This window comes from bacterium, assembly GCA_041649255.1.
Lineage (GTDB): Bacteria > Hydrothermota > UBA3073 > JACQXS01 > JAQTXJ01 > JAQTXJ01.
On the sequence record JBAZNK010000005.1, the window covers coordinates 82057 to 100346 of the forward strand.

17 protein-coding genes and 2 tRNA genes are annotated in these 18290 nt (G+C 38.1%); 6 read left to right on the forward strand and 13 right to left on the reverse strand.

Features of this window, described 5'->3' with window-relative positions; genetic code table 11:
* Window positions 1-34 precede the first annotated feature (34 nt).
* The 4 genes from WC614_05075 to WC614_05090 are packed head-to-tail and all read left to right on the forward strand — an operon-like array spanning window position 35 to window position 3320.
* Window positions 35-1057, forward strand: coding sequence for a PorV/PorQ family protein (locus WC614_05075; protein MFA5032375.1), 1023 nt, complete (start codon window positions 35-37; stop codon window positions 1055-1057).
* Window positions 1058-1065: 8 nt separating this feature from the next.
* Window positions 1066-1491, forward strand: a complete 426-nt coding sequence (locus tag WC614_05080; GenBank protein ID MFA5032376.1) for a peptidoglycan recognition family protein — start codon at window positions 1066-1068, stop codon at window positions 1489-1491.
* A gap of 38 nt (window positions 1492-1529) precedes the next feature.
* Window positions 1530-2498, forward strand: coding sequence for a hypothetical protein (locus WC614_05085; protein ID MFA5032377.1), 969 nt, complete (start codon window positions 1530-1532; stop codon window positions 2496-2498).
* A gap of 51 nt (window positions 2499-2549) precedes the next feature.
* A complete protein-coding gene (locus tag WC614_05090; protein ID MFA5032378.1) occupies window positions 2550-3320 on the forward strand; it encodes a class I SAM-dependent methyltransferase in 771 nt (256 codons plus the stop codon).
* On the opposite strand, the gene dprA is transcribed toward WC614_05090, so the two are convergent.
* From dprA to WC614_05125, 7 genes are all read right to left on the reverse strand, one after another.
* Window positions 3317-4402 (reverse strand): DNA-processing protein DprA, encoded by a 1086-nt coding sequence (gene dprA / locus WC614_05095; protein MFA5032379.1) that lies wholly within the window; start codon window positions 4400-4402, stop codon window positions 3317-3319. The two genes, WC614_05090 and dprA, sit on opposite strands and share 4 nt — an antisense overlap.
* Before the next feature lie 34 nt (window positions 4403-4436).
* Window positions 4437-4835 (reverse strand): type II toxin-antitoxin system VapC family toxin, encoded by a 399-nt coding sequence (locus WC614_05100; protein MFA5032380.1) that lies wholly within the window; start codon window positions 4833-4835, stop codon window positions 4437-4439.
* Between the two features lie 3 nt (window positions 4836-4838).
* Entirely contained in the window at window positions 4839-5069 is a 231-nt protein-coding gene (locus tag WC614_05105; GenBank protein MFA5032381.1) for an AbrB/MazE/SpoVT family DNA-binding domain-containing protein, read from the reverse strand.
* 15 nt (window positions 5070-5084) lie between these two features.
* Window positions 5085-5163 (reverse strand) — tRNA-Asp (locus WC614_05110).
* A gap of 236 nt (window positions 5164-5399) precedes the next feature.
* Complete coding sequence (gene groL / locus WC614_05115; GenBank protein ID MFA5032382.1) at window positions 5400-7031, reverse strand: chaperonin GroEL; 1632 nt, start codon at window positions 7029-7031, stop codon at window positions 5400-5402.
* 16 nt (window positions 7032-7047) lie between these two features.
* Window positions 7048-7338, reverse strand: coding sequence for a co-chaperone GroES (groES, locus tag WC614_05120; GenBank protein MFA5032383.1), 291 nt, complete (start codon window positions 7336-7338; stop codon window positions 7048-7050).
* Window positions 7339-7435: 97 nt separating this feature from the next.
* Window positions 7436-7508, reverse strand: a tRNA-Val gene (locus tag WC614_05125).
* Window positions 7509-7798: 290 nt separating this feature from the next.
* Here WC614_05125 and WC614_05130 point away from each other — a divergent pair.
* Entirely contained in the window at window positions 7799-10219 is a 2421-nt protein-coding gene (locus WC614_05130; GenBank protein ID MFA5032384.1) for a S8/S53 family peptidase, read from the forward strand.
* A 21-nt stretch (window positions 10220-10240) separates the two neighbouring features.
* Complete coding sequence (locus tag WC614_05135) at window positions 10241-11785, forward strand: S8 family peptidase (GenBank protein MFA5032385.1); 1545 nt, start codon at window positions 10241-10243, stop codon at window positions 11783-11785.
* 152 nt (window positions 11786-11937) lie between these two features.
* Here WC614_05135 and thiL read toward each other — a convergent pair whose 3' ends face one another.
* The 6 genes from thiL to WC614_05165 all read right to left on the reverse strand — a co-directional run bounded on the left by thiL (window position 11938) and on the right by WC614_05165 (window position 18244).
* Window positions 11938-12864 (reverse strand): thiamine-phosphate kinase, encoded by a 927-nt coding sequence (gene thiL, locus WC614_05140; GenBank protein ID MFA5032386.1) that lies wholly within the window; start codon window positions 12862-12864, stop codon window positions 11938-11940.
* Window positions 12861-13322: a hypothetical protein gene (locus tag WC614_05145; protein MFA5032387.1), complete on the reverse strand. Its 462-nt coding sequence runs from the start codon at window positions 13320-13322 to the stop codon at window positions 12861-12863. The genes thiL and WC614_05145 overlap by 4 nt, the downstream gene beginning before the upstream one ends.
* Before the next feature lie 77 nt (window positions 13323-13399).
* The gene (locus WC614_05150; GenBank protein MFA5032388.1) at window positions 13400-14848 is read right to left on the reverse strand and encodes a T9SS type A sorting domain-containing protein; all 1449 of its coding nucleotides are present in this window, start codon (window positions 14846-14848) and stop codon (window positions 13400-13402) included.
* A 38-nt stretch (window positions 14849-14886) separates the two neighbouring features.
* On the reverse strand, window positions 14887-15807 hold the full coding sequence (locus WC614_05155; GenBank protein ID MFA5032389.1) for a hypothetical protein: 921 nt from the start codon (window positions 15805-15807) through the stop codon (window positions 14887-14889).
* 103 nt (window positions 15808-15910) lie between these two features.
* Complete coding sequence (locus WC614_05160; GenBank protein MFA5032390.1) at window positions 15911-16552, reverse strand: tetratricopeptide repeat protein; 642 nt, start codon at window positions 16550-16552, stop codon at window positions 15911-15913.
* 249 nt (window positions 16553-16801) lie between these two features.
* Complete coding sequence (locus WC614_05165) at window positions 16802-18244, reverse strand: T9SS type A sorting domain-containing protein (protein MFA5032391.1); 1443 nt, start codon at window positions 18242-18244, stop codon at window positions 16802-16804.
* Window positions 18245-18290 lie beyond the last annotated feature (46 nt).

The following is an 18290-nucleotide window of genomic DNA, read 5'->3' on the forward strand; positions in this document are numbered from 1 at the left end:
CGTCCCGTCGGGGACAGCAAAAAAAGGGGGGAGTATGAAAAAATATGTTATGGAACATCCCGCTATGGCGGTGATAGGTATAGTTATACTTTTTTATTCTTCAATAGCAATGGGTGATGAAGTAAGCGGATTTGATTTCCTAAATCTGACCAGTGGGGCAAAATACGCAGGCATTGCCGGATGTGATTTTGGAACAACGGGAGAAGTATCAGCTGTTTTTACTAATCCTGCTGCTTTACAAATAACGCCAAAAGCATTTGGTTTTGGATATTCTCGTTATTTTGAAGGTATCCAAAGTGGATATGGGGTTTTTGCAATGCCAAAATATAAAGGAACTGTAGGCATAGGCATAAAGTATTTAAATTATGGTACTTTTGATGGTACCCTTGAAGGATATACGCCCGACGATACTATTTCGAACCGTTTTAATTTTGAGGCCCAGAGTATGGTATCAACAATTGGATACTCAAGAGTTGTTGGGGAAAAAGCTTTTGGGGTAAGCGCAAAGGCAATTTATTATAATCTTGCAGGGTTTACAGGAACGGCTGTGGCAATTGATGCAGGGGGAACGATAGCGATAAAAAAATATGAAGGACTTACAATAGGGGCTGTCTTGCATAATGTTGGGGTACAAACAAGCAAATTTGATACAGCCAGTGAAAGCTTGCCTTTTTCTGCTTCAATTGGAGGCAACTATTTATTATTTAATAAAACAGCATTGCTTTCTGCGCAGATTAAGTTGCCGGTTAAAGATACTTCTGTAGCAAAAACACTCTTATCGCGAATAGATAAAGCAGTTGGAATAGAATGGAGTGCGACCCCTTCCTTTATAATTAGGGGTGGCTATAATTCTTCAGGCAAAGAATTGGATACTGGTACCGGCTCACTAAAAGAAGTGATTACAGGGTTAACTTTTGGAATAGGGATTAAAACAAAAGTATTTATACTGGATTATGCCATAGTGCCTATGGGAGCTATTGGTGTCGTGAATCATATTTCTTTTAGTCGTTCTATTCCGGACTCAAAACATAAAAAAGCAGATAAACAAGTAGGATAAGCCGTCTTATGGCGGGCAAAAGAAAAGTAATAAAAATTTATATTCATCATTCTGCTTTATCTCCGGATACTGGACTTGAAGCTATACGAGAACTGCATATTCAAAGAGGGTTTGATGATGTGGGATACCATTTTGTAATAGAAAAAAACGGAGACATTCGTAAAGGAAGAGATATAAATACGCAGGGAGCGCATGTGAAGGGAGATAATACAGAATCTATTGGTATATGCGTTTGTGGAAACTTCGAGGAAACGTATCCAACTACAATACAAATAAAAACCTTAGTAATACTTATAAAAAAGCTTTTTAGAGAATTCGGAGAATTGCAGGTATTAGGGCATAAAGATTTTCCATTGGCTGATACATTATGTCCCGGGCAACATTTGTATGAATTATTGCCGGATATTAGAAAGAAATTACGGATACAAAAATAAACAATAAATGATTAGTTGGCGTTAGTGATTCGCTTTTTATGATAATTTATTTTTTTCTCATATCTCAATTCTGTCCCGAAAGACAATATTCAAAAGTAGATTCTTTACTTATACAGGGCAGTTATTTTATTTACGGGGAAAATTATCAGGAAGCGCGAAACAGATTTAACGAAGCCATAACCCTTGAACCTCAAAACCCTGCTCCTTATTTTATGATTGCCGATTTGCTTGCTCTTTATATGAGTGATTTTTCCACGGATACATTGGTTAAAGAGTTGTTTTCATATTGCGATACAACAATAAAACTTTCGAATAAAGAAATCAAGATGGCTGATACTTCAGGACTACCACACCTCTGGCTGGGCGGAACTTATGGATTATGCGCATTTTATAAAGCGGTAAATAAAAACATATTTTCCGCAGCGCAAGATGCTATGAAGGGAGTTGACGAATTAACAAAAGCAATAAAAATGGATTCTTGTTTATTTGATGCATACGTTGGAGTTAGTGGATATAATTATTTTAAATATAGAGTGGCCTCTCTAGCGCCTTGGGGAGGAAAATCAAGTTGGGAAAAAGACGTTAAGCTTGCTTGTATTAAAAGTAAGTATTTTGGATATGCGTCTGTAGCTGCTTACGCATCTTTTCTTATAGAAGAAAAGAGATACAAAGAATCTATAGAAATCATAACCCCTCTCATAGATAGTTTCCCGCGTTCCAAGGTGTTTCGTTGGACAAGAGTAAAAGCCTATTGCAAAGCAGGGGAATTAAAAGAAGCCAAAGCGGAGTACGAGAAATTGCTTGAACTGACTCTTGTAAGTCAGCCCAATACAGTTTATAATATTGGATACTGTAGAGTTGAGCTTGCGAAAATTTGTTTTAAACTTGGAGAAAAGGAAGAATGTAAAACCCAATGCGAGGAAGTTTTAAAACTCCCATATGCAAAGGGAATGAAAAAGTTAAAGTCGGAAGCAAATAAACTGTTAACTCTTGCAAAACACAGGTAAGGTTAAAAACAGGTAAAAATTTTTGTGGCGAAAACATACTAGGATTTTTTTATGAAGAGTTTTTTGAAAATTTTTAAGTATTTAAAAGAAAAAGGTGTATTATGGACTTTTAGGTATGTAGTTTATTGTATAGGTAGGAGATGGGACAATAAATTATGCAAACTGTTAATTCAAATTGAACAGAGGAATTATATTGTAGGCGACTGGACGTTAAACGCACAAAAATTTACAAGAGCACAAAATATTTCTGCATGGAATAGATGGGATTGGTCAGAAAAAGGAGAAGAATGGACTATTAATGAAGAATGGAAAAACGAATTGATTACAAAAATGATTATACCGCATACAAAAAAAGCGGGTACATTTTTGGAAATAGGTCCCGGAGGTGGCAGGTGGACGGAAGTGTTGCAACCTCTTGCGAAAAAATTGTTTTTGGTGGATATTTCAGAAAAATGTCTGTCAGTCTGCAGAGAAAGATTTAAGGATTGCAAAAACATAGAATACCATTTATATGATGGAAGGCATTTAAGTTTTATAAAGGAAAACAGTATTGATTTTATATGGTCATATGATGTATTTGTACATATAAACCCTACGGATATTGACTACATCTTACGATATTTTCAGAAAATTATGAAAAAGGATGGGGTTGCCATAATTCATCATTCCGGTTCCGGGACAAAAGAAGATGGGCAACGTTCCGATATGACTAAGGATTTTTTTGCTTATTTGGTTGAGAAAAATGGAATGCGTTTAATTAGTCAATCAAGTGAATATGTTCATTTTCCAGGGGATATAATTTCTATCGTTAGTCCTGCTTAGTATTTATTTTTTGCAAAATGTCTTCCCGGCAGTTGTCTTACTATTCCTTTTAATTCCAAATTAAGCAACAAGGACAAAACTGTTTGAACGGGCAATTTAAGCAATATGGCTAATTGATCCAGATGAATAGGTTCATAGGTTAATATAGTAAACAATGTATTTTCTTCTTCCGTTAGTTCTATTATTTTTTTATTTGGAACCGGGGCTATTTGTAAAATGCCTAAATATTCAAGCACATCTTTAGCAGAAGTAACCGGTATTGCTCCGTCTTTAATAAGCTTGTTTGTGCCCTTGCTGTTTTCGGAGGTTATGTTGCCGGGTACAGCAAAAACATCTTTCCCTTGTTTAATTGCCCATTCTACCGTCGAAAAAACTCCGCTCTGTAAACTAGCTTCCATTACCACTATTGCTTTAGATAAACCGGATATTATTCTGTTTCGTGCCGGAAAATTGCCTGCCCATGGTTGAGTGCCAAGGGGAAATTCGGAAATAACTGCCCCGCTTTCAGAAATCTTATTGAAAAGTTCATGGTTTTCGGGAGGATATATTTTATCTATGCCGGATCCAATTACTGCAATTGTTCTCCCTTTGGCTGCTAATGTTTCCCGATGGGCATAAGTGTCTATTCCTCTTGCTAACCCGGAAACAATAGTAATTCCGGACAGTATGAATTCTTTAACGAATGTTTCTGTAACAAGTTTGCCATAATGAGTAGGAGTTCTTGACCCTATTATTGCGATTGCCTGGGTATCTGTATCCAATATGTTCCCTTGTATATAGAGCATTGGTGGGGCGTCGGGCAGTTCTTTTAAATTCATAGGATATTCGACATCTTCAGTGGTTAAAATATTTATGTTAAATCGTTTTAGGAGGGCGGTTTGAGTTTCTACCGAGATAGTTTTGGCTTTTTTTATTGCGGATATAAATTTTTCATCTCCAAGTTTATTGAATCCGCCTAAGGAAGTATCGAAAACAGTGGAGAGTGGTTTAAACTTAAGAACAATTTCTCTCAAAGTTGATTCATTTAGATTTTTTATAGTGGATAGTTTCAGAACGGTTTCTATGTCTTTGTCCGAAAGCATCTGATTAAGTATGCTTAATAATACCCACAATAATTCAACTTATCCATTCAATTTTTAATTCGCGTTCTGCTTTTTTGAATTCTTTGTCTCCGGTTACAAGTTCTCCGTTTTGAAGTTTGGCAAGAGCAGCAGTAAAACAATTTGTAGAGGATAGTTTATAGGTATCTTTTATACGAAATGCTTCCGTTGCAAGAGGTGTAGTTATGTCAATTATCTCAACAGGCAAGGTTTTGATTATGTTTTCAATTTCATTTGCTTTTTCTTGTCCGCATTCTCGAGAGACAATATTGCAAATTTCACCAAAACTAATGGAAGAAAGCAGTAAGGTGTCCCCTGTTTGTGCGGCTTCTACGAGCAAGGACTTAACTTTTTCAAAACCGGTATCTTTTTCTAAAAATACTAAAAGACTATAGGTGTCAATTATTTTTGGCATAGATTAAGCTTCTTTTTCTTTTCCCCGTTTTTCAAGAAATGTTTTTGTTAATTTGCCATTTGTTTGTAAGCTCCCTGCCAATTTATCAAAATATGTAGTTGTAATGGGTTTTATGATAATTTCGTTATCCCTTTCTTCAATATATAATTTGGTTCCCTTTTTGATATTAAGTTTTTGACGGATTTTGAAAGGAATGACAATTTGTCCTTTTGTTGTTACGCTTACAATGTTCATTATAGGCAGAAAAAGTGGCGGGGTCGACCGGATTTGAACCGGCGATCTTCGGCTTGACAGGCCGATGTGTTAAACCAGGCTACACCACGACCCCATAAATTCAAACATATATATCTACTTAATAGTAGCAAGCAACACACCCCAACGATATTCCCGCCACAGCGGGATGTGTTAAACCAGGCTACACCACGATCTCTTAATTTTAAAACATACTATATTACAACCCTATTTTCAACAATTACTTAATATTAACTAAAACTTTTTACAATTGTCAAATGGAATTTAAAATAAAAAAACAGCGGGAGGAAAATCCCGCTGTTTTTTAGATTTTTAATATTCAGGTGGATAACCGCCGCCGCCTGGCATAGGTGGCATTTTCTTGTCTTCTTCCGGTTTGTCTGCTATCATTGCTTCAGTAGTAAGCAATAATCCCGAAATAGACGATGCGTTTTGTAATGCAATACGAGTTACTTTTGTTGGGTCTATGATACCATTTTCCATAAGATCTTCAACTGTATTTGTTTCTGCGTTAAAGCCCATGCTTCCTTTTGTTTCTCTTATCTTGTTAACAATAACGGAAGCTTCTTCGCCTGCATTAGTTGCAATCCATCTAATTGGTTCTTCCAGTGACTTTTTGACAATATTGACACCAATTTGTTCGTCACTATCTAGTTTTAATTTCTCAAGGGCAGGAAGACATCTCAAATATGCGACACCGCCACCTGGAACTATTCCTTCTTCTACTGCGGCTTTTGTTGCATGTAAAGCGTCATCGGTTCTTGCTTTTCTTTCTTTCATCTCAGGTTCAGTAGGTGCGCCGACGTTTATTATCGCTACGCCTCCGGAGAGTCTAGCAAGTCTTTCCTGAAGTTTTTCTTTATCGTAATCTGATTTTGTTTCACCAATTTGTAATTTAATCTGGGACATTCTTGCCTGTATGTCAGCTTTCTTGCCTTTTCCTTCTACTATAGTGGTATTATCCTTATCTATTTTTATTTTTGAGGCCTTGCCTAGATCTTCCATCTTAACATTTTCCAGTTTCATTCCTTTTTCTTCAGAAATGACTTTGCTGCCGGTTAGGATTGCAATATCTTCCATCATTTCTTTTCTGCGGTCACCGTATCCGGGAGCTTTTACTGCACAGCATTTAAGTGTTCCACGAATTCTGTTTACAACAAGAGTAGCAAGTGCTTCGCCTTCTACTTCTTCACATATAATAAGAAGAGATCCGCCTGTTTGAGCTACTTTTTCAAGAACAGGTAGAAAATCTTTCATCACGGATATTTTCTTATCGTAAAGGAGTATATGCGAGTCTTCAAGAACTGCCTCCATTTTTTCCGAATCGGTTACGAAATAAGGAGATATGTATCCTCTATCGAATTGCATACCTTCTACTATTTTAAGTTCGGTTTTTGTTCCTTTGCCTTCTTCGATAGTGATAACTCCATCATTTCCAACTTTTTCCATAGCTTCTGCAATCATATCGCCTATTTCTTTATCATTATTTGCTGAAATAGTCCCTACTTGAGCAATTTCTTTTTTGCCTTTAGTAGGTTTAGATTGTTTTTTAAGCTCTTCGACAACTATTTCCGTTGCTTTTTCTATGCCACGTTTTATTGCCATTGGGTCTGCGCCTGCGGTTACATTCTTAAACCCTTCGCGGAATATTGCTTGAGCAAGAACGGTTGCCGTTGTCGTGCCATCTCCGGCTACATCAGAAGTTTTAGAAGCAACTTCTTTAACCATTTGTGCGCCCATATTTTCAAATCTATCTTCCAATTCTACTTCTTTTGCAACTGTAACGCCATCTTTAGTAACTAATGGTGCACCCCATTTTTTTTCTATCGTAACGTTTCTGCCTTTTGGCCCTAATGTTACTTTGACTGCATTTGCGAGTTTATCTACGCCGGCCTTTATAAGCGCCCGTCCTTCTTCAGCGTATTTTATTTCTTTTGAAGCCATTTGTTAATCACCCCCGTTATTCAATTATTGCTAAAATATCATCCTCGTTCATTATTAAACACTCTTCCCCATCTATTTCTATTTCCGTTCCTGCGTATTTACCAAACAAAACGCGATCTCCGGTTTTAATTTCTGGTTTGTGGCGAGTGCCTTTGTCGTCAAGTTTGCCTGGTCCTACTGCGATGATTTCTCCTTCTTGAGGTTTTTCTTTTGCTGTATCCGGGATAATGATGCTTCCCTTTTTGACTTCTTTTTCCTCAATCCGCCTGACCAAGATTCTGTCACCAAGTGGTCGTAACTTCTTCATCTTTTCCTCCTTTCAAAGATTATAATAATTAAAAACTTTTTTATCTTCTTTAATATTAAGATGCAATTTTTTTACAAAAGATTCAAAAAAAATAAAATGGGCACTGAGGGATTTGAACCCCCGACCTCATGGATGTAAGCCATGCGCGCTAACCCCTGCGCCAAGCGCCCAGTACCCTAAAAATCTATACCTAGTTTCGTATACTAATTAACATATTAAAAAATGTCAAGCATAATGATTTAAGATTGTTAGCCATCAAAAATGCTGAGAATGGGAAAACAAAGTCTTTGAATATTGAGAGCCTGTTTAGAAATCAATGTGTTTTACTGTTGAATACAAAAGTTGTCATTGTGTATATATTTACTTGTAAGAAATAATCATTTCTATCTTGACAAATAAGGAAAATAGAAACAATTATATAATATATAATTTAGATAGGTATAATTAAAATACGGGGGCTATGAATAAACATAGATATATCTTGCCGATAACTTTGATTTTGACATGTTCAAATGTTATAGATGCAGGGAAAACGGATATACTTTTCCCCGCAAGTCGTTCAGGCGTAAAACAATTTAGCAAAAGTAAAGGAATAATAGATACTTTATCTCCCACATGGGAGGGACCTCTTTATCTTTACTATCAGGCCGCATATAGAAACGAGTACGAAGCTACACAACTTGCTCCTGCGAGTCCTTGTTCCGTTATTGCTTTGGCTCATGGGGTTGCCTCTCGTACTGCCGGGGCGTCAAAACAGTGCAGCCTTTTCATATGGAGCGATAATGCAGGATCCCCCGGAGCCGTCTTGTACAAAGCAAGAGTTACTGCCAGCATTGTTACCGCAAAGAAAATAGAAATTAATTGGTACAACGTAACCCCGCCTGTGTACGTAACAGGGCCTTTTTGGGTGGGCAATTATGAGTGGGATACTCTGTTTCCCTCTTCGTCTTTCGACAGCACTAAGACATCTCCTAATAAATACTTTTATCCCGATAGTAACAAGTGGGTAGATGATTATATGGATTACTTTCACGTTGCCGTTGTCAATTATGTATCGACCGGAACACCGGAAATAAGTGTATCCCCGAATCCAATCATATTTCATATAGATAGCGCTTCTTCAAAGTCGCTTTCTTTGTCCTGGGCAACTGTTCCTCGAATTACTGAAGACGACCCGGAATACTGGAAAGATATTGTCCCCGGGGAAATGATAATTGGTTACGGAAACGTTATAAATGTAAAAACCGCTTCCTTGCAAACATTAGGCATAATGGAAAAAAACACAACTTTAAAAAGCAGAGAACTGGGATGCAATTTTATCCTTGTTGAATGTAGCGGAGATATTTCGGAAGAGAAAGCATTTTTAAAAAGAATGAAATCTAAATCGGGTGTTAAGTCGGTTGAACCTAATAGGATTTTTAGACCTTTTAGAACGCCTAATGATGCTTACTGGTCAAGCCAGTGGGATAAATTAAACCTTAGTGCGCCTGCAGCGTGGGATTCCGGTTGGGGAAGCGATTCTATCTCTATCGGGATAATTGACCAGGGGACTCAATATACCCATCCTGATTTATCGACAAGGTATGTTTCCGTTAAAGGGTACGATTATAGGGATGGCGATGCCGACCCGATAAATGCTACTTCTTCGGAGGCGCATGGTACACATTGTTCCGGTATTGCTGCCGCAACAATTAATAATAACGCTGGAGTCGCAGGAATGTCCAACTCAAGACTTTATTCACTAAGGTTTATGAGTGAGTCGGGCGGGAACACCACTGCTCTTAGTAATTCTATACAGTGGTGTAGAACCAACGGAGTAAATATAATATCTATGAGTACTGGTGGTGGAGGATATTCCGATCTTCTTGCCGCGCAATGTTCTACTGCATATAACTCAGGGTGTCTCTTGTTTGCTGCGACCGGGAACGATGGCGCAGAAACTATTTGCTACCCTGCCGGTTTTTATAGAGTGTTAGCCGTAGGTTCAATAAATTCAAGTAATCAACGTTCTTCTTTTAGTAATTATGGTACACATATGAAATTTTCTGCTCCCGGAGATGCCAATATCTGGTCGACTATTCCGGGTAACAGTTATGCCGGTCCTACATGGGCGGGCACTTCTATGGCTTGTCCTCAAGTGGCAGGTGGAGCGGCTCTTGTGTGGTCTGCAAATACAAAACTTAAAAATTCAGACATAGCAGAGATATTAATTTCTACCGCGACAGACCTTGGAACTTCAGGTTGGGATAAATATTATGGTTATGGTAAACCAAATCTTGGAAACGCTGTTATTGCTGCTAAAAACAGACAAACATCTTCTGCGGACACGGGAATTCTTACCGTATATAATTCGTCTTCAGCCACGGGCGCGTTGTTTGTTTCTAACATTACGCATCACTCGTCCTGGATTAAATCCGTAACGCCAACTAACTTTACGGTAGGCGTGGGAAGTTCTCAAGGAGTTAATATCATTGTTGAAGCGCAACTCCATACCGGATACTATTATGATACCTTATTTATTGCCTCGAATGACCCGGATAATAATCCTTATCCTGTGCAAGTAACTCTTAGAGTAGGGGATGTCGGAGTAGAAGAACAGTCAAATTCGGATTTTGGATTGGGGATTTTAGATTTAAATGTGTTGCCGAATCCGATTGCACGATTGGTGTCTGTGCAATTTTCCGTTTTAACTTCTCAAAATATTAGTATAAGAATTTATGATACTGCCGGACGAGTAGTGAAAACAATTTTTGATGGAAAAAAAACAGCGGGTAATTATAATTTAACAGCTAATATGTCCGGACTTAGTTCCGGGATTTATTTTGTTTCGTTGACAGCAGGGAATGCTCGTGTATCTAAAAAGATTACTATAATTAAATAATAATTAAAAAAAGGGGGGAGTATGAACAAAGTTTTATTTTTAGCGGTCTTAGCGCTATGTCCTTTAATAGTAAATGGGGCACTTCCTGTGTCTACGAAGGGTTCAATGCCTGTTCCTCGTACGCCGATTCCCGTCATTACTGAAGACGATTCTTCATACTGGACGGATATAGTTCCGGGAGAAATGATAGTTTTGTATAAAGAGAATACGGTTAATGTTGAGAAAGCAACTTCTTTAAGAGAGCTTGGAATTACGACAAAAGGAGTATCTTTAATAAGCAAGGGAATAGACTATAAATGGATATCAGTTAAAGTTGAGGGTGGTATCCCTGAATCAAAAGCTTTTATTAAGACTATGAAGGCAAAATCAATGGTGCGTTTTGTAGAACCGAACAGAATTTATAGACCTGTTGCCAATCCCAACGACCCGTCTTTTGCGTCTCAACAATGGGATAAAGTATCTATGAACGCTCCCGGAGCTTGGGACCATGGTTGGGGAGATACTTCTATCTCAGTAGGAATAATTGATATGGGCATAAGCTATACGCATACTGATCTGGCGGGTAGGTTTGGAACGGTTAAGGGATATGACTTTAAAGATAATGATGCAGATCCGGTAAATGCCAGTACTGCCGAGTGGCATGCTACTCATTGTGCGGGTATTATAGGGGCAACAATTAATAACAGTACAGGAATTGCAGGTATGGGGAACTTCCGTCTTTATTCATTGAGGTTTATGAATTCGACAAGTGGGACAAGCACTGCTCTCTTAAATTCGATAGTATGGTGTGTGCAAAATGGAGTATGGGTGCTGTCTATAAGTGCTGCAGGGACATCGTATTCTGCTACCCTTGATTCGTATTGCCAGCAGACATGGAATTCCGGACGTCTTTTATTTGCAGCAACGGGTAATAACAGTTCGGAAATGTTTTGTTATCCTGCTGCCGATACAGGGGTAATAGCCATCGGCGGAATGTCTGAATCAGGCACAAGATTGTCATATAGTAACTATGGAAGTCATACAAAATTTGTTGCGCCGGGGGTAAATATTTACAGTACTTACCCGGGGAACACTTATATGGATAAAGAGGGAACGTCTATGGCTTGTCCGCAAGCTGCAGGCGGCGCCGCGCTCGTATGGTCAATGAAAAAGTCCCGGACAAATGCTGAGATAAGAGACATCTTGATTACTACAGCTGTGGATATCAGTCCTTCAGGATGGGATAAATATACCGGCTATGGAAAGATGAATCTTGGTGCGGCTGTTGATTTGGCGATTGCCGTAGAAGAGAATCAATCCCAAAAACAAAAATTTAGCTTTAATGTCTCTCCTAATCCGGCTACAAAAAAAGCAAATATATCTCTGTTTGTCCCTACCACTCAACGCGTATCTTTAAAACTTTATGATGCAACCGGCAGGTTATTAAAAACGATTATTGACGAATCTAAATCCGCAGGCAATTATAATACGACAATTAACACAACTAATCTCAATTCCGGGATTTATTTCGTTAAACTTAATACAACGGATACTCATATATCCACAAAGATTACTCTAATTAAATAGGGTAGTGGTATTCTTAAAGTAACATACTGTTTTATAGGGAAAAAGGGGAACAAGGCGCTTGTTCGCCGACCTGCATACTAGCCTGTTTGGAATGTTTCTTTGGAGAACATTCTTTTTTCTGCGATCTCTGCGTCTTTTTATTTCTACTGTTCCTATTTCTTCCCTTTCTTAAAATGGTCAAAACCTTTTGCCAAAATAATATTCCCTTTCTCATCTATAACCTGAGGTTTTTTATTAAGGAGAATTATTTCCCCTATTTCCGTGAACTTAATTTTATCTTTTGCTTTCTTTAATAACCGTGCCGGTAGAGTAAATAAAAGCTCATAATCTTCGCCACCGTTTAAGGCAAAATATTCTGCTTTGCAACCAACCATTTTTGCGACCTTAAACACTTCTTTATCTATGGGTATTTTATCAGGATAAATCTTTGCGCTTACTTTGGATTCTTCAAGTATATGAGTTAAATCGCTTATCAATCCATCGGATATGTCTATCATTGAACTTGCGTATGGTACAAGCAACAACCCTTCTTTTACGCAAGCTTCCGGGTTAAGCTGGTTCTTTGTGCATTTGCTTTTTATTCCTTTTTCTAACGCGGTTAATCCTGCCGAAGCGCTTCCTACTGTTCCCGTAACGCAAATTATATCCCCGACTTTTGCTCCTTTACGGGTTATGAATTTTTCCGTTTCTCCTATTATGGTTATGCTTACAAAAACGAATGGGGACAACACTGTATCGCCACCGATTATTTCTACTTTATATTTTTTGCTGACTGCTTTTATGCCGGCATATAAAGAGTTTACGAATGTCGTATCTCCGTTTGGCATTCCGAGCGCAATAAGTCCGTATTTCGGAATTCCGCCGCAAGCGGCAATATCCGATATGGAAGCAGTAAAACTTTTATATCCGATGTCATATCCGGTAAAGTATTGCCTTTTAAAATGAGTTCCTTCAACAAAGGCGTCTGTGGAAGTTATGAGTTTTTTCCCGGGTTTTGGGGTAATTATTTCCGCGCAATCATCCCCTATTTTGGGAAAATCTTTTCGTATTTTATTTATTATTTCAAATTCACCAATCATATTATTTTTATCGTTTTGCTTTTTGTTTTCAGTTTATCATTGTCATTCTGAGCCCGATTTATCGGGAGAAGAATCTCTCTTTTTTTTACAAGCCCTTTCCCCGCTAAAGTGGGGTTTAAATCACTGTTGAAAAATAAATCTGTTATTTGTTTTAATTTTGTGCCTTCAGTATTAGCACAATCAGTTTCTCGCATTTTCCCATCAGGAGCTTCCAATTTCAAGTGGTGACATTTTGTCACCACTTCACTTCCTTCATCTCTAAGTCTTTGAGCAAGTTTATTCCAATACTTTCTTGCCATATAATCATCAGGCTGGTCGGTTAATACTTGTACTACATCTACAACTGAAAACCACCACTCGTTATTATAAATAGTTTTTCTGATTTGTTTGCCTTTGAATAATGCAATATGTGTTGATGTTGTTTTTGTATCGTCTGTCGAATTGTTTATATTCTTCATATATAACCTCCAATCACATTGCTATTATCTTTTTGCTTTCTATTTGTCATTCCCGCGGAAGCGGGAATCCACTCTTTTTATTTTATAACTGTAATTTTCTTTGTAACTTTAAGTGTGCCCGTTGATAGTCTCACAAAATATATTCCATTCTTTTTAATATTCGTCACAAAAGTATAATTGCCTTTCTTTAATGCACCTTCATAAACAGTGCTTTGAAGCCTTCCGCCCAAATCGTATATTTTCACATCCGCATTTATACTCTTTGACACATCCAAATAAATCTTATTTTTAATTATTTTTAATTCCGCAATCCCCAATCCAAAATCCAAATTTGCCTGTTCTTCTACCCCTGTTTCTTTCCCCAGCCTAATCAGATAGACATCTCCACCACCTGCCCCGAAAGAGGTTGTCCGTCCTGCAATGATAAATCCACCATTTTGAGCCTGTTGAACGGAAGATGCGTTATCATTACCAGTCCCGCCGAAAGTCTTTGTCCAAAGAGTATCGCCCAAGGAGTTTGTCCTGATGATGTGGACATCTTTATAGCCTAAACTGAAAGATGCTGTATATCCTGCAATGATAAAACCGCTATCAGAAGTCTGCTGAACTGAATAACCACCGTCTTCAGCAGTTCCACCAAAAGCTTTTGCCCACAGAGGAGTACCTGAAGAATCTGTCTTAATGAAACCAACATCATAATCGCCTCCTCCCACGAAACTTATTTCTCCTGTAACGACAAATCCGCCATCAGAGGTCTGTTTAACAGAATACCCATAATCACCATAAACTCCGCCAAAAGTTCTTGTCCACAAGGTGTCACCCAAAGAATCTGTCCTGATAAGATATGCATCTTCCTGTCCAGCCCCGAAGGAGGATGTCCAGCCTGCGATGATAACCCCCCCATCTTTAGTTTGCTGAACTGAATAGCCTACATCACGACCAGCTCCGCCAATAGTTCTTGTCCACAGCGTATTGCCTAAGGAATCTGTCCTGATGAGATAGACATCGGCACCGCCTGTCCCGAAAGATTGTGTATAGCCTACAATAATAAATCCGTCGTCAGAAGTTTGTTGAACTGAAAAACCAGCTTCTTCGTTAGTTCCGCCGAAAGTTTTTGTCCAGAGGGTATCGCCGGAAGAATTTGTCCTGATAAGATAGACATCGTATCCGCCTGTCCCGAAAGAGCTTGTAGTACCTGCAATGATAAAACCGCCGTCAGAAGTCTGCTGAATTGAATAACCCAAATCCCCGTAAGTTCCACCAAAAGTTTTAGTCCAGAGGGTGTCTCCTAGGGAATCTATTCTAATGAGATACACATCATAATATCCTGCTCCGAAGGATTCTGTCGTGCCCGCAAGAACAAATCCACCATCAGAAGTTTGTTGAACTGACGTACCCCCATCATTCTCAAGCCCCCCATAAGTCCTTGTCCAGAGGGTATCGGGTGCGGATGCGAATAATGCAGTTGATACCAATATCCCTATAAGTAATGAAAAACATTTCTTTAAAGAATTTATCTTTTCCATTTTGTGGTTTCTGTTTTTCTATCAGTTACAATAAGTTACTATTCTGTTGTTATTACTTTCTTAAACTCAATATACCTTCCCGCAGAAAGTCCAACATAATAGCTTGAAGCTGGAAACTTATCAGAGTCAAGGCTTACTATGAATTTTGAGGCATTCCGTTTTTTAAATGTCTCTTCTTTTCCCGATACAAGGTCATAAACCCGAAGGGTAATATTCCTCTTAATGGGTAAATTGACATATATTTTTCTTCCTTTTGAAGACAAGTCGGGATAATTTAACAAAAGTTCGTATTTGTTTTTCTTAGTAGTAACAGTCTTCCTGTCTATTCTATATTTGATAAGTTCTGCTTTATAAAACGGTGTTTCTGCCTTCACTTTTCCTACCCCCGGAGCAAACCATTCCAGACAATTATCTATTGCGGTTACTTCTATACAATTTTTAAATATTCCCACAGGGGTAGAAACTTTTACTCCAATATTAGTGATTTTGCCGAAAGATACTTTCCCTTCCCATTCTCCTATCTTCCATCTATGTCCTACCTTAAGAGGCGCTTCTAATAGTACATTGAAATTTGAATTTCCATCCATACAAGGGTTTTTAGAATATCCCCTTACTTGATTATCTCGGCAAACACACCAACCGTTGTGCGTTTCCTCTGCAATACTTTGGCGGCAATATACTTTTTGTCCATCCCACTTAAAACTCTCTACCAGATGAACAAGGTCTGCCCGAACTTCGGCTTTATAATATATATATTTTCCTTTTGCCGGAAAAATGCTATGAGGAATTTTCATTGTTGTGCTTATTTTCTTAACGAATATTTTCACGTATGTTTTATCTTTGCCTAAAATTTTCATCTCTTCCCTGCTGATTTTTACGTATTTCTGTTTATTCGCATACAACCACATATTTCCCTTAGCAAGAGGATAATATTTTTCAAGAGGATTTATCTTTTCCATTCTTTGTGGTTTCTATTTTTCTATCAGTTACAATAAGTTACTATTAATTACAATTAATTACTACTGTAGTGCACCCTGTTTGTCAAGCAGCAATTCGTTGTCTTTATCTCGCCTGCTGTTTTTTTGGTAGTTTCCCGTTTCTCTTTCCGGATTCTTTTGCTTTTTCAAAAGCCGTCTGTGATTCCTCATATCTTCCGAGTTTATCAAGCGTCCAACCTTTACTTTCCCACGCTTCCGAAAAATTAGGTCTTACGTTTAATGCTTTATCAAAAACTGTCAGTGCCTCTTCGTATCGCCCGAGCTTACCCAGCGCCCAACCTTTGCCATACCATGCTCCTGCGAAACTTTGTTTTATAGTTGTTGCTTTGTCAAAAGCCGGCAGAGATTCATTGTATTGACCGAGTTTCGCAAGTGACCATCCTTTCCCGTCCCACGCTCCCGCAAAATTTTTGTTTATGTTTAGCGCTTTATCAAAAGCACTTAGCGCTTCCTCGTATTTTCCAAGCTGAAACAATGCCCAACCTTTGTTGTGCCACGCCATCGCATTATTGTGCTTTATGCGTATTGCTTTGTCGTAAGCCGTTATCGCTTCCTCGTATTGACGGGATTTGAAAAATGCTACGCCCTTGTTGTTCCACTCTTTTGTTTTCCTTTGTTGGATTAACAGAAAAGTTAGAAGACAGAATACAATTATTAAAATAAACAAGGAGGGCAACTTTTGTGCTAACTTTTTTTTACTTTTCATTTCTTTTTTAAGCTTTGATTTAATCAACTTAATTTATTAATGTGTTTTTTCTGCTATCTGCCAACAAGTTACCACCTGTTACATTTCTTGCCATTCTTTTTCGTTCTCCGTTTTTTTCTATCTGTTCTCTGGGGTTTCTCTTTTGTGCCTATATGGGGTATTACTTTTGAAATCAAAAGACAGATCTCTTATTTTCCTGTCTCTTCTTTACGATGCCAACAACTTGTGTTAGAAATAGTAAAATTATCTCTATTTCATCAGTATCAATTTTTTGCTTTCCCTATGTTTTCCTGTGGCAAACTTTATGAAATATACCCCATTCGGATATTTGTTTGCCTCAAGATTCTCGTTATGATAACCGGCTTTCTTTGTTCCTTCGGTTAACGTTTTTAAACATCTGCCGGACATATCATAAAGTTTTAATGAAACATAAGACTCTTTTGGTAATTGATACGCTATTGTTGAAATATTGGTAAATGGGTTCGGTTGAATTTGCAGGGTAATATCGGAAACCGATTTATTGGTTTCTTCAATGCCGGGTTCTTTCCCGAGTTTTACCAGATAGACATTTGCACCGCTTGAATATAAATAACCTGCGGCAATAAATCCTTCATCCTGTGTTTGTTGGACAAAAGAGAATTTATTATCGTTTGTCCCGCCGTAACTTCTTGTCCACATAGTATCTCCGTTAGCATTCGTTCTCATCAGGTAGCCCGAACCAACACTCATTGCGCCTACGTATCCCGCAATAATAAAACCGCTGTCTTGTGTTTCTTCAACACAATAAACCTCTTCGTCATCGTATCCGCCGTAAGTTCTTGTCCACATAGTATCTCCATTTGCATCGGTTTTTACCAGATAAACATCTATATCCCACATATCACTTTCCATAATCCCTGCAACAATAAAGCCATTGTCTTTTGTTTGTCTGACAGAATAAGCAATGGTATAATCATATTTGGCAAACGTTCTTGTCCAGAGGGTATCTCCGTTTACATCAGTTTTTATTAAATAAAAATCAGCATAATTTGTATCAAAAGAAGCTGTCCATCCTGCAATAATAAAACCGCTATCTTGAGTTTGTTGGACGGATATGCCTACGTCATTCTCGCTCCCGCCATAAGTTCTGGTCCATAGAGTATCTCCGGCGGAATCTGTTTTTATTAAGTATACATCAGCCAAACCAGCTCCGAAAGAAGTTGTATATCCGACTATAATAGTTCCGTTATCTACTGTTTGTTGAACAAGTGTCCCTTCTTCATCTTCAGCTCCACCATAAGTTTTTGTCCACAATGTATCCCCGACCGAGTCCGTTTTTATTAAATATACATCTTCCTTACCATGCCCGAAAGAAGCGGTATAACCTGCAATAATAAAACCATTATCAAACGATTGTTTAACTGAATAAGCTCTATCGTCAGCGCTATCGCCATAGATTTTTGTCCAGACCGTATCTCCGGTAGAATTTGTTTTTAGTAAATAAATGTCTCCGGTGTCTTCGCTTGTTGTAGGAGCCGTATATCCTGCAACGATAAAACCATTGTCCTGCGTTTGTTGAACCGAATGACCTATGTCAATATTTGCCCCACCATAAGTTTTTGTCCACAATGTGTCCGGCGCTTTGACAGTAGCAGCTTTTATGTTTAAGCTAAATAAAAATACAAATCCTAAAACACTTAAAAATTTATACATATATCCCCCCTAGTATTATGTTATACTATGTGCATAGTTTAATCTT

Coding starts and splice junctions, on each gene's coding strand:
- WC614_05145 (MFA5032387.1), bottom strand. CDS start 13,322: ATGAAGAATATAAACAATTCGACAGACGATACAAAAACAACATCAACA.
- groL (MFA5032382.1), bottom strand. CDS start 7,031: ATGGCTTCAAAAGAAATAAAATACGCTGAAGAAGGACGGGCGCTTATA.
- WC614_05160 (MFA5032390.1), bottom strand. CDS start 16,552: ATGAAAAGTAAAAAAAAGTTAGCACAAAAGTTGCCCTCCTTGTTTATT.
- WC614_05100 (MFA5032380.1), bottom strand. CDS start 4,835: ATGCCAAAAATAATTGACACCTATAGTCTTTTAGTATTTTTAGAAAAA.
- WC614_05105 (MFA5032381.1), bottom strand. CDS start 5,069: ATGAACATTGTAAGCGTAACAACAAAAGGACAAATTGTCATTCCTTTC.
- WC614_05075 (MFA5032375.1), top strand. CDS start 35: ATGAAAAAATATGTTATGGAACATCCCGCTATGGCGGTGATAGGTATA.
- WC614_05090 (MFA5032378.1), top strand. CDS start 2,550: ATGAAGAGTTTTTTGAAAATTTTTAAGTATTTAAAAGAAAAAGGTGTA.
- thiL (MFA5032386.1), bottom strand. CDS start 12,864: ATGATTGGTGAATTTGAAATAATAAATAAAATACGAAAAGATTTTCCC.
- WC614_05080 (MFA5032376.1), top strand. CDS start 1,066: ATGGCGGGCAAAAGAAAAGTAATAAAAATTTATATTCATCATTCTGCT.
- dprA (MFA5032379.1), bottom strand. CDS start 4,402: ATGCTTTCGGACAAAGACATAGAAACCGTTCTGAAACTATCCACTATA.
- WC614_05135 (MFA5032385.1), top strand. CDS start 10,241: ATGAACAAAGTTTTATTTTTAGCGGTCTTAGCGCTATGTCCTTTAATA.
- WC614_05150 (MFA5032388.1), bottom strand. CDS start 14,848: ATGGAAAAGATAAATTCTTTAAAGAAATGTTTTTCATTACTTATAGGG.
- WC614_05130 (MFA5032384.1), top strand. CDS start 7,799: ATGAATAAACATAGATATATCTTGCCGATAACTTTGATTTTGACATGT.
- groES (MFA5032383.1), bottom strand. CDS start 7,338: ATGAAGAAGTTACGACCACTTGGTGACAGAATCTTGGTCAGGCGGATT.
- WC614_05155 (MFA5032389.1), bottom strand. CDS start 15,807: ATGGAAAAGATAAATCCTCTTGAAAAATATTATCCTCTTGCTAAGGGA.
- WC614_05165 (MFA5032391.1), bottom strand. CDS start 18,244: ATGTATAAATTTTTAAGTGTTTTAGGATTTGTATTTTTATTTAGCTTA.
- WC614_05085 (MFA5032377.1), top strand. CDS start 1,530: ATGATAATTTATTTTTTTCTCATATCTCAATTCTGTCCCGAAAGACAA.